The sequence below is a fragment of the Acinetobacter genomosp. 33YU genome (assembly GCF_001990725.1).
Lineage (GTDB): Bacteria > Pseudomonadota > Gammaproteobacteria > Pseudomonadales > Moraxellaceae > Acinetobacter > Acinetobacter seifertii.
Window position 1 is genome coordinate 135,546 of sequence record NZ_LFZQ01000001.1, and the last position, 12,323, is coordinate 147,868.

Below are 12,323 nucleotides of genomic sequence, written 5' to 3' on the forward strand. Positions count from 1 at the left end.
TACCTTATTTATTTTTTTCGGCCGTAAGCGTTACTTTTTTATTGATATCAGAATCTTCAAACTGGATACGACTTATCTGATCTGTACTTTGTAAACCTTGTACCAAAGCAATATTTTCATTGTAACGTTGCTCAATTACCCGAATCTTGACCTTTTGAATAGTCTGACTGCGTATTACCCATACGAAAGGTTCTTGTTGCAGGTTTTGAATACTATCTAAAGGAATGGTTTGTCCTTGATTGCGATCATTTTGCAAAATAATGCCATTAATAAATGCGCCGATACTGAGTGAATCAATTGTTTCTTTAGGGCTCGCAAAGAATTCAATTTGTCGACTATCTTGGTCTGCTACAGGTGAGACCCGAGTCAGTATTGCGTGTAATTGTTTTGAATTACCCTGAATCTGATATTGAATAGAGCTACCCACTTTTAGTGCAGATTGTTGCTCAATAGGCAACTTTGCTTGTATTTCTAATTCATCAGGATTAACGATTTCAAATAGTGTTTGCCCAACCGATACAGTTTGTCCCGGTTCAACTTGTCGTTTAGTAATTACACCTGAAATAGGACTCGTAATAATGCCATCTCGGTTAGCTTTTTTAGCAATATCAACATTCGCTTGCTGGGCTCTAACACTTTCAAGTTGACCCTTATAATCTACTTGACTCTGTTCAAACTCTACACGGGCAATAAAGCCTTGATTGAGTAATCTTTGTTTTCGATTCATCAAATTACGTGAAAGCTCTGCTTGTGCCTGAGCAGAAGCAAGATTAGCTTCTGCTTGAGCTAAACGCGCAGCATTATCTTGATTATTTAATCTGACTAATACTTGGCCTTTTTGTACTTTTTGACCTACATTTGCATTAACGGATGTTGCTGTCGCACTGACTTGAGCTTGAATAGAACTTTGTTGTACTGCACGAATAGTTCCTGTAAAAGACGTCTGAGTAGCTACAGAGCCTTCTTTTACAGTAATTAAATCTTGAGGAATAAGTTCAATTTTTTTAGGTTCAGATGCTGTTGTTTTTGGTGCTTCTTGCTGATGACATGCAGCTAAAATCAAACTCAGGCTAATTAAGCTTAATTTAAAAAAAGTAGAAGGGGTAAGATGCGTTGTGCGCATACAGCATCATCCTGTAGTTCAAATTTTATTTTGCCCCTATTCTTGATAAAGCTGTGCGCTTATTCAAGCTTTTTTAAACGTTCGATAATATTTTCATACTCATTGTTGGTGTGATTATAATTTTTTGAAAGTAATTCAAGTGTTTGTTTAACCTTGAGAATATTGGTTAGATTGTTTTCAATCAATGCTTTAAGCCTCTCAGGAACTTTTTCACCTTTACGAAAATATTCCATTTCCTGACGTTTAAATAAAATTTTATCTTGTTGCAAGTGGTTGAGTTGTTCTTGCTGATAATTCATTTGTTTTTTAATTGCTAATAGAGCTTGGTCCCTTTTAATCACAGCAGTTTTACTATTGCTATATGCCTTTTTTAATTTGTTATCTTCTTCTCTGTATCGGGCTGATAATGCGCGTTGTGACGATTGATTTAAATCGATCTCTGAATTATAGGGGTGATTTCTTTTTATCACCTGCATATTTTGGTCGAGTGCTTCATAACCATGACGGATATGTGCAGGCGTTACGGATGTACTGATATTGGCAATCCCATGTTGGTCATAATAGCGATACCAAACAGCTTTAGGGGCATCATTTGCGGCAAACGTTGGGGAAGATAAAAACAGTGCTCCACAAGAAGCAATGCCTATAAATACAGACAAGCAGTTCCTATAAAAGGCGTATTTCACCCGCTTATTCATAAAATTCCCCAAAAAAGAAAGCTAAGCCACTTATTTTTAAATAGTTAATCTTAAATATATTAGTTATTATTTAACTGAATAAAAATATTAATATTATAAAAAAAATGATAATTTTTTCGAAAGTGTGATGAGGTTAAAAGTTATTGTTTATAAATGAGAAAGTAGACAAAAACCTTTCATTGAAAATAGAAGTATAGATATGTTAAAAATGCGTATAAATCTGTAAAAACAAATTTAAGTTAAATTGCATTTATATTTTATGTTATGGGGATGGAAGATTAAATGGAAGATGCGTTCCAAAATCTGAAAGTAATGGTTATTGATGACTCAAAAACTATTCGCCGTACAGCAGAAACATTATTGCAACGAGAAGGTTGTGAAGTGATTACTGCTGTCGATGGATTTGAAGCTTTATCTAAAATTGCTGAAGCGAATCCAGATATCGTTTTTGTAGATATCATGATGCCTCGTTTAGACGGTTATCAAACTTGTGCTCTGATTAAGAACTCTCAAAATTATCAGAACATTCCCGTTATCATGCTCTCAAGTAAAGATGGTCTATTTGATCAGGCAAAAGGGCGTGTGGTAGGTTCAGATGAATACTTGACGAAACCATTTAGCAAAGATGAATTGCTAAATGCGATTCGTAATCATGTAAGTTCATAATTAAGTAATTTAAGGGCAAAGAAATGGCACGTATTCTTATTGTTGATGACTCACCAACAGAAACTTATCGTTTTAGAGAGATCTTGACCAAGCATGGTTATGATGTACTTGAAGCATCTAATGGTGCGGATGGTGTAACTTTGGCAAAAGCAGAACAGCCTGATTTAGTATTAATGGATGTTGTAATGCCTGGTGTAAATGGTTTTCAAGCAACACGTCAGATTACTCGTGATGAAGACACTAAGCATATTCCGGTGGTTATTGTGAGTACTAAAGATCAGGCAACTGACCGAGTATGGGGCAAACGTCAAGGCGCGCTTGATTACTTAATTAAGCCGATTGAAGAAAAGCAATTGATTGATGTAATTAAACAATTTCTAAATTAACTCATCCATCCATAAAAACATAAACGGCGGGTCTAAGCCCGTCTTATAGGATCGAGTATGGCCGCGAACGGATTTATCGAGTTACTTCGTTTATCTAAACGAGGTAATAAGAATTACGCTTCAGTCCAAAATGAAGCAGAGCGATGGTCAGGAATTGCTTTTGAAATGAGAGGGCAATACTTCGTCGCACCACTTGGGGAAGTGTCAGAAGTTATCTATCCACCAAAATATACACCTGTTCCAAATACCCAAAGTTGGGTAAAAGGATTGGCAAACATTCGGGGAAGGTTACTTTCGGTTTCAGACTTGGCACATTTTATTTCAGGGCAACGAAGTGCATTTTCGGCTGCCCAAAAAGTGTTATGTATTAGCCATCAAGATCAGTATGTGGGGCTGGTTGTTGATCAGGTTTTGGGGATCCAACACTTTAATAAAAAAAGCTTTTTTTCTCAAAGTTTAAACTTGGAGGAAAATTTAAAAGAATATTGTCAGGGGTATTTTCACCAGCATAATCAGCACTGGCACGTCTTTTTATTTAGTCGACTATTGCAAAACCCACATTACATGAATGCATCGACAAAATTTATAAACTAATTTTTATGCTGTTAATAAACAGTATATTTTTCTGGGGAGAAGCTGTATGGGCTTTAAACTTAAAAAGAAAAGTGGCAATCGTAGTGTAAACGAAAAATCGAATGTCAACTTTGTTGCGAAAATCCAGTCACAAATTGAGCAATATGCCAGTTTATTTGGGGAAAGTAAAAAGTCCAAGCCTATCCTTTATGTAGCATCTGTATGTTTAGTAGTAGCTTCAACTTCGCTTGCTTATTTATTCTATAATGTACCTCGCCATAACGAATTAACACGTAGTATGGGTGAGCTGCGCTTATTATCACAAACCATTTCTAGACAGGCTACGGAAGCAACAGCTTCTGGATCACCTGAAGCGATGAAAGAGTTGGTTGCATCGCGTCAACTTTTTGCCAAAAATATAAAAAATGTCGAAGACATTTATGGTACATCTTCAAAAGAATACAAAAAAGTAGCTGGCTTGTGGAAATCTTTGGCTTATGACATTGATTTGATCTCGTCACAACAGGACGTAATTAACCAGTTATATAATATGAATATCTCGATTAGTGACTCTATTCCTGAGATTCAAGCTGAATATAACTTGATGGTTGATAAGATGGTTCGTGAAAAAGTATCAAGTAATCAGGTCGTGGTTGCTAAAAACCAGGTATTTATTGCGGAACGTATTCTACGATCTATTAACTCCGTTTTCGTTGGTACAGAGAACTCTGAGAACTCAGCGCATGACTTTAGTGTCGATATCGAGACTTTTGGTGTGTATTTAGATGCGCAGCTAAACGGAAATGCTGAATTAGGCGTAGCTAAAGTTGATTCTCCTGAAGTGCGTGAATCTTTGGAAGGCATTAAAACTGAGTACGATAAAGTTTTAAAATCTGCCGCGACATCAGTTCTTAAACATACCAACCAGATCGTAAACGTACGTCAATCATCTAGTGAGATCTTCTCTCAATCTGATGCAATGTTAAACGCATTAGGTGATCTTTCAGATCAAACACAATACGGTTGGCAGGCTTTTGCATTAGTTGCATTGCTTACATTATCGCTTCTTGGCTTAATTGGTTCTGTCTTAAAACTTTTATCACTTCGTAGTAAAGCAGATAAGCAGCGTGTAGCGACATTACAAGAAGAATATGATCGTAACCAGAATGCGATTTTACGTTTACTCGATGAAATTGCCGATCTTGCAGATGGTGACTTGCGTTCATATGCAACGGTATCTGAAGACTTTACTGGTGCGATTGCCGACTCGATTAACTTTGCGATTGACCAATTACGTGACCTCGTATCTCGAATTCACGAAACTTCTCAAGAAGTTGCTCGTTATACACAAGATACTCAGAGCATTACTAACCAGTTAGCAGAAGCATCTGAGCACCAAGCACAAGAAATTGCGGGTGCATCAACTGCAATGAACGAAATGGCATTGTCTATTGACCAAGTATCTGCCAACGCTTCTGAATCTGCCAATGTAGCACAACGTTCGGTATCTATTGCATCTAATGGTGCACAAGTCGTAAACCGTTCTATTGAGGGTATGGATACCATTCGTGAACAGATTCAGGAAACTTCAAAACGTATTAAACGTTTGGGTGAGTCTTCACAAGAAATTGGTAACATCGTATCGCTTATTAACGATATTGCAGACCAAACAAACATTCTTGCATTAAATGCAGCAATTCAAGCATCTATGGCCGGTGAAGCAGGTCGTGGTTTCGCCGTGGTTGCCGATGAAGTCCAACGTCTTGCAGAACGTTCTGCTTCAGCAACTAAACAGATTGAAACGCTTGTTAAAACGATTCAAACGGATACCAACGAAGCCGTAATCTCGATGGAACAAACGACAACTGAGGTTGTACGTGGTGCTAACTTGGCGAAAGATGCGGGTATTGCACTTGATGAAATTCAAAAAGTATCGGGTGACTTGGCAAACTTAATTGCGAGCATTTCTGATGCAGCAAAACTTCAGTCAGCATCTGCGAGTCATATTGCTGCAACCATGACAGTCGTACAAGAAATTACTTCACAAACAACAACAGCAACCTTCGATACTGCTCGTTCTGTATCTGAATTGGCGAACATGTCGGAGTCATTACGTGAGTCAGTAACGGACTTTAAATTACCTGACTAAATTGGGGGATGAGAATAGCTATTCTTATAATAGCTATTCTTTTAAAAGTATGAGCAGCGCCAGACAAATATTGGGGAAATAGCTATTTTTCTGGTGTTGACTCTGTAGTTTTCCCCACACAGGGGGTAAGCAAAAGAAGCCTTTGCTATGAAAGAAATATTAAAAACTTTAACTGAAGCAATGACGCTACCTGAAGATAGCTATTCTGAACAAGATGCTGAGTTTCTTGAGATTTTTGTCGAAGAAATTGATGAAATTTTTGTTGATTTGCAGCCATTGTTGAATGAATGGATGCAGTCTGCAAATACTGCTACGCTCACTGAAATTCGCCGCCATTTTCATACCTTAAAAGGTTCGGGGAGAATGATTGGTGCTAAATCTTCAGCTGAGCTTGCTTGGACAGTTGAAGATACGCTCAATCGAGTAATCAATCAAAGCCTTAAGCTGACTCCAGCTATTCAGGGCTATGTTCAGTTAGTGTTTAAGTTCTATTTCCTTAAATTAGTAGATAATTTTAAGCAAAAACGAGCACATGCAGTAGATTTTAGACCGCTTATTTTATTAGGCCAACAACTACAACAACAGCAAAGTTTAGAACCTGCTTTAGAAGAGCTTTTACAACTTTCAAATACGCTTACTGCCGAAACAATAACTGGGCTTGAGCTAGACTATATTGAGCAAGATTTATTGGCTGAGCCAATTGTTGAAGATGTACATACTGAAATTGAAATAAATCTAAATGAAACTTTAGCCTTGTTTATGGAAGAGGCGGAAGAGCATTTATCGACAATTAATCAGTTCTTAAATCAAGAACTACATCAGTATGATAGCTACAATGCTTTAATACGTGCTCTACACACTTTGCGTGGCAGTTCTGCAATGGCGCAGGTCGAAACAATTTTTGAATCCAGTACTAAAGTTGAGCACTTATTTAAAATCTTATTGCAAGAGGAGCTTTCTTCTAATTCAGATGAGATTTTATTATTACAAGAATATCGTGAGTTTATTGGCGAGAGCTTAGAACTGCTATCTAGCAATAGTTCAAGTGAACAGCTTGAAGCGAGATTGGCGCAGTTTAATCAATCATGGGATGCTTACGTGGAGCAACATGGTGATCGAACTGATCCATTAATGCCTTCACATGGTTTGGTGTCGCAATTATTGCTGCTAGATGTTTCTGAGTTACTAGATGCAGAATTAGATTTTGAGAAAGGAATTCGTAACGAGTTTCCTGGTTATCTTGAACGTCTAAGTGAACAGGCTGATCTGTTGCTACAGCATACTCACTCTCAAGCAATGCTTGGTTTGCATGAATATACGAGCCAATTGAAAGATAGCTATAATGTATTGCTTGATAAACCTGTCTTGTTGCAATCAGACTATATTTTTGAAATTTATCAGAAAGCGCATCAACAACTTATTCAATTGTTCGATGCTTTAGCTGCTGGTCAGCGAGTCGGTATTGTTAAGCAACATCAAAGTATTCTAGAAGAATTAAAACTTTATACGTTACATACGCCGAGTATTCAAAATGATTTACCTCAGCAGAATTTTACTTTTGATGAGCCACTATTCAATACCCAACTAGAACCGGAAGTTATTACGGTAGAGAATTTATCAGATTCCGCCGACTGGACCGTATTAAGCCAGAGTGTACAGCAAGATCGTCAGTATATTTCATCTGCACAGGTAAATCGAAACTTTGATCCTGACCTTTTGGACATTTTTCTCGAAGAAGCTGATGAGCTACTTGAGGGGATTGATACTGATCTCAATATATGGGTAGGTGAGCAAGAAAACTTTGCAGCTTTGAACAACTTAATGCGTTATTTGCATACCTTGAAAGGGGGAGCAAATATGGTTCAGGCGACTTATATCGGTTCGATTACCCATGAATTAGAAAGCATATATGAGCGTTTAATTCAAAAGCAGTTAATTGCAACTTCACCTCTAATTGATTTTATTCGTTTGATTCAAGATGACTTGGCCGATCGTCTACAAATCATGCGTGAAAAACAGCTAGATTATGCGGCTCCTTACACCATTAATGCGTTAAAACAAGCGGGTAAAAACTCTAACTTCCAACCTGTGCCTGAGGTTGAAGTATTTGATACTGAAAGTGAGATATTCTCTGAACAAGAGGTGGTGTCTCAAGTATTAATAAATGAGGTACCAGCGGAAACAGAAGTTGTTGTTGACGAATTAGAAGCTCATCACGATCAAGTATTTGATACCGTTGTTACTGAATTGGCTACGCCAATTGAACTAATAACATCAGTTGAATCTTTGCAACAGAATGAAGCTGTAGTTGACGAAGAAGATATTACCGTTGTTGTTGAGCAGACATTCCTCGAAGAAGCTGCTGAATTGTTAGAAATGGCTGATGTGCTATTGAAACAATGGTTTGATCAGCGTACGAACCGTAGTATCTTGCTTCAGTTACAAAGAGCCGTGCACAGTTTGAAGGGGGGTGCACGCATGGTCGGTTTAGAGGCCGTGTATGCAATTGCTTATCAACTGGAAAATACTTTTGAACAGTTTGCACTGCATCACTTCAACTCGAATATTTATGACCATCTGCTCGAAAGTGCAATTGCATGGCTAAAAGATGCAATTTTCAAGCACAACTATCAGCACTTCGATGGACTACAACAAAGTTTAGAAAATATTCAATTCTTTGAAACGAATATCCAAATTCCAGCGAAGTTAACGAAAGCTGATTTGTTTAGCTCAGAACCTGTGATGACCTTTATACAAGGTGATGGTACCGAACCACCACCAATGATGGGAGTATGGGAGCAGACAGAACGTCTGGATCAAAATAATGAAATGATCCGAGTTTCAGCAGACTTAATCGAGAAGATGATTGATTTATCTGGTGAAAATTCGATTAACCGTTCGCGAATTGAAATGGATCTAAGTCAGTTTGGTCATACATTGGTTGAAATGGAATTGGCTATTCAACGACTTGCCGATCAGTTACGTCGAATGGAAGGCGAATTAGAAACACAAATTATTGCCAAACATGGTATTGAGCATTCTCGTTATACCGACTTTGACCCTTTAGAGATGGACCAATATTCGTCTTTAAATCAGTTATCGAAATCTCTTGCTGAATCTGCATCGGACTTAGTCGACTTTAAAAATACGTTGTCTCACAAGATCAGAGATACAGAAAGTCTGCTTTTACAACAATCACGAATTCAAGCAGAAATTCAAGAAGGTTTGATGCGAACACGATTAGTTCCATTTTCACGGTTACTACCACGGTTACAGCGAATTGTTCGTCAGACCTCTACTGCATTGAACAGACCTGCTGAGCTTTTTGTAAATAATACTGAAGGTGAACTAGATCGTAATATTTTAGAACGCTTGGTAACACCGCTTGAGCATATGCTCAGAAACGCAATTGACCATGGCTTAGAAGACAGAACACAACGTCAACAAGCTAATAAACCTGAAGCTGGACGTATTGAACTCAATATTCAACGTCAAGGTACAGATGTGGTTGTTGTCTTTAGCGATGATGGACAAGGTATTGATGTAGAAAAAGTACGTCAGAAAGCACTGCTTGCGGGTCTGATCAAACCGGAACAGCACTTGGAACACCAAGATATTTTACAACTGATTTTCCATCCGGGTTTAAGTACCGCAGATCAGATTACTCAAATCTCTGGGCGTGGTGTTGGACTCGATGTTGTACAAAGCGATATTAAGGCTCTAGGTGGACATGTTAGCGTAGACTCTGTTTATGGTAAGGGAACAACATTTACTATTCGTGTACCAACTACAGTAGCTGTAAGTGATGCCTTAATGGTGAAAGTGGCAGATCAGCAATTTGCGATTCCACTTGCTCAAATCGACCGAATTGTTCGAGTTTCACCAGCTTCTTTAGAACAGTATTTTGAAAGTCCTAAAGAGCTATTCGAGTATGAAAATAAACGTTATCCATTACGTTATCTTTCAGAATTTGTAGGTAATCAACCAATACCACGTCTAAATGGCGTGATGTATTCATTACCTGTCTTAATGATTAAAGCAAACAATGGTCAAACAGTGGCTTTACTTGTTGACCAGTTAATTGGTTCTCGAGCACAAATTGTAGTGAAACCAATTGGACAACAGTTCGCTAGCATTGGGGCAATTGCAGGTGCGACTATTTTAGGTGATGGACAAGTTTGCTTAATTTTAGATGGACAAAATATTGCGCGACAAATTCAGTCTACTCCGCGTCATAAACAGCTTGGTGAAGCAGTATATAGACAACGTGAATCTGACGAGCGCCGTCTCGTTATGATTGTCGATGACTCGGTAACTGTACGTAAGGTAACGTCTCGATTACTTGAACGCCAAGGCTACGATGTTGTTACGGCTAAAGATGGTGTGGATGCCATAGAGCAGCTAGAAAATATTAAGCCAGATCTAATGCTACTTGATATTGAAATGCCGCGTATGGATGGTTTCGAAGTACTGAATCTTGTACGACATCATGATATGCATCAATACATGCCAATTATTATGATTACGTCCCGAACAGGTGAAAAACATCGAGAACGAGCATTCTCATTAGGCGTAAGTCAATATATGGGTAAACCTTTCCAAGAGGAAGAATTACTAGAGAATATCGATGCTTTACTTGTAGCGTTTGAAAGTGAGGTCAAATCATGAAAGGTAGTGTAAATACATCTCTGATTGGTAATATGGACCAGCAAGAGCTACAGCATCTTATTACGGTTTCAACTGGTTTTATTGATGCCTATATCATTGAATGTAATGATCAGGTACCTATGCTGTTGCCACAAAATATTGTCTTATCGGCCATGGACGTAAGAAATGGCGTAAAACATATTGAGTGGCATGATGTAAAGCTACCTATCTACTCAGTTCATAACACAACCGATCAATATGCCGTAGCCTTGGTAATTGAAGGGGAAGATATCAGCCAACGGTTTGCATTAATGTGCAAAACTATGCCGCTTTCTGTTCGTTTACGTATTTCTGAAATTGTCGATGAAATAGATGAACACCAAGAAGCTGAACAGCATCCAACAGTATTTAAATATGTACGAATGCAAGATCGACGCTACCATATACCGAACCTAGAATATATTGAAAAAACTTTAGGTTTATAAAGTAAAAAGGAACTCAAATGAGTTCCTTTTTTTATGATGACTCAGTTAGCTTGTAAGTTCATAAAATATAGCTAAAGATTTTAAGCTTTAACTAACTTTGCAAATAAGTGATGAATGTAAAAAATAAGCTAAATCAATTGCATGAAATACTATATTTAAATACAATATATTTTTTAATATAAAATGATAAATATATTGACTATGGATATTGCTGCAATTAAAAACTTCATACAAAAAAATAAAGTACGACATCTATCAAATAAGGTTCTACATACTCATCCTTCACCTAAAATGTGGAAAACAGATTTAAATGAAGAAGAAAATAATCACTTACTACTGCATACAGATGCTCAATATAAGTCCATAAACTTATACTTAGGTATTCCATATTGTATTCCTACTGATCCTCCCCATTGTGGATTTTGTCTTTTCCCTACACAAGATTATAAAGGTAAGAGGGAGATGGACTATTATCTGAATTTTTTAAGTAAGGAAGCGCATTTATATAAAGAGTTTTATCAGGGAGCTAAGCTTGAAAGTTTATATGTAGGAGGAGGTACACCTAATTTGCTTCAACCTAATGATTATATGAAGCTGACTAAAGTTGTATCTTCTCTTTTTCCAGATGTTGGAATAACTAAACCTATAGAAATGACATTAGAAGGTATTCCTCAACTTTTCAATGAAGATAAAATAAGAGCAATTAAGGATGCTGGTTTTAATCGTGTCAGTATGGGAGTGCAACAGGTTAATGATGAACTAATTGCTACAAGTGGCAGAAAACAAACAAGAAAACAGGTTTTTGATGCAATTGAGCTATTTCATAAATACTCTTTATCTTGTAACGTCGATTTGATCTATGGTTGGCCAAATCAAACAGTTGAGGCAATGCTAGGAGACTTGGAAAGTATTGTTCAATCAGGAATAAAACATATTACTCATTATGAGCTTAATATCGCTGGCCGTTCTGACTTTTCGACAAAACAAAAGCAAAATACGCCATCTATTGAGAAGAAAATTGAAATGTATAACATTGCAAAACAATTTTTAATTAGCAGAGGCTATAAACAAAAGACGGTATATGATTGGGAAAAAGAAGATAATAATCAATTAATTTCAGAGAAATATTTATATGAAGATAACCTTAGAGACTGCTTGGATACCAATGGGCAAAGTAAAATGACCACAATGAGTGGGATAGGTTATGCAGCCGTTAATATGAGATTGCAACCAAACTCATCAAGCATTAAATCTGTCTCAGCAATGAACCATCGAAATCTAACCGAATACTATAATGCAATATCTTTGAATAAACTTCCTGTTGAACGCATGTTTATTCATGATACTGAAGACGTAAAGTTAATTTGGATATTTCAAGCATTGCAAGAAATGAAAATTAGCACTAAAAAGTACGAGAAAATTTTTAACAGTGATATTAAACTTGATTATAAGCTTATTTGGGATGCATTAGTTGAAGAAGGCTGGGTAGAGTGCGGTGATGAATATATTAAACTGATTAATGAGGGAGAGTTTTATACTCCGCTTATTCAGTCATTATTAAGTCAACCGAGAATAAAATCATTGCAATAGTAGAAA

9 protein-coding genes are annotated in these 12,323 nt (G+C 37.1%); 7 read left to right on the plus strand and 2 right to left on the minus strand.

Translation table 11 applies throughout. The features are described 5' to 3' along the window. Positions 1-4: 4 nt before the first annotated feature. Complete coding sequence (locus AC056_RS00640) at positions 5-1,123, minus strand: efflux RND transporter periplasmic adaptor subunit (protein ID WP_077162435.1); 1,119 nt, start codon at positions 1,121-1,123, stop codon at positions 5-7. Between the two features lie 59 nt (positions 1,124-1,182). Next, positions 1,183-1,821: a hypothetical protein gene (locus AC056_RS00645; RefSeq protein WP_213033461.1), complete on the minus strand. Its 639-nt coding sequence runs from the start codon at positions 1,819-1,821 to the stop codon at positions 1,183-1,185. Between the two features lie 282 nt (positions 1,822-2,103). On the opposite strand from AC056_RS00645, the gene pilG reads away from it, so the two are divergent. The 7 genes from pilG (at position 2,104) to AC056_RS00680 (ending at position 12,317) form a co-directional block, all read left to right on the plus strand. Beyond that, on the plus strand, positions 2,104-2,487 hold the full coding sequence (pilG, locus tag AC056_RS00650; RefSeq protein ID WP_000389061.1) for a twitching motility response regulator PilG: 384 nt from the start codon (positions 2,104-2,106) through the stop codon (positions 2,485-2,487). A 23-nt stretch (positions 2,488-2,510) separates the two neighbouring features. Then, positions 2,511-2,873, plus strand: coding sequence for a response regulator (locus AC056_RS00655; RefSeq protein WP_004705774.1), 363 nt, complete (start codon positions 2,511-2,513; stop codon positions 2,871-2,873). 57 nt (positions 2,874-2,930) lie between these two features. Then, positions 2,931-3,467: a chemotaxis protein CheW gene (locus AC056_RS00660; RefSeq protein ID WP_004705775.1), complete on the plus strand. Its 537-nt coding sequence runs from the start codon at positions 2,931-2,933 to the stop codon at positions 3,465-3,467. Between the two features lie 46 nt (positions 3,468-3,513). After that, positions 3,514-5,595 (plus strand): methyl-accepting chemotaxis protein, encoded by a 2,082-nt coding sequence (locus AC056_RS00665; protein WP_077162437.1) that lies wholly within the window; start codon positions 3,514-3,516, stop codon positions 5,593-5,595. A 147-nt stretch (positions 5,596-5,742) separates the two neighbouring features. Next, positions 5,743-10,263 (plus strand): hybrid sensor histidine kinase/response regulator, encoded by a 4,521-nt coding sequence (locus tag AC056_RS00670; RefSeq protein ID WP_077162438.1) that lies wholly within the window; start codon positions 5,743-5,745, stop codon positions 10,261-10,263. Beyond that, a complete protein-coding gene (locus AC056_RS00675; protein WP_004705778.1) occupies positions 10,260-10,727 on the plus strand; it encodes a hypothetical protein in 468 nt (155 codons plus the stop codon). The genes AC056_RS00670 and AC056_RS00675 overlap by 4 nt, the downstream gene beginning before the upstream one ends. Positions 10,728-10,928: 201 nt before the next feature. Then, positions 10,929-12,317 carry a coproporphyrinogen-III oxidase family protein gene (locus tag AC056_RS00680; protein WP_077162439.1) on the plus strand — a complete coding sequence of 463 codons (1,389 nt, stop codon included), beginning with the start codon at positions 10,929-10,931 and terminating at the stop codon, positions 12,315-12,317. The last annotated feature ends 6 nt before the right edge of the window (positions 12,318-12,323 follow it).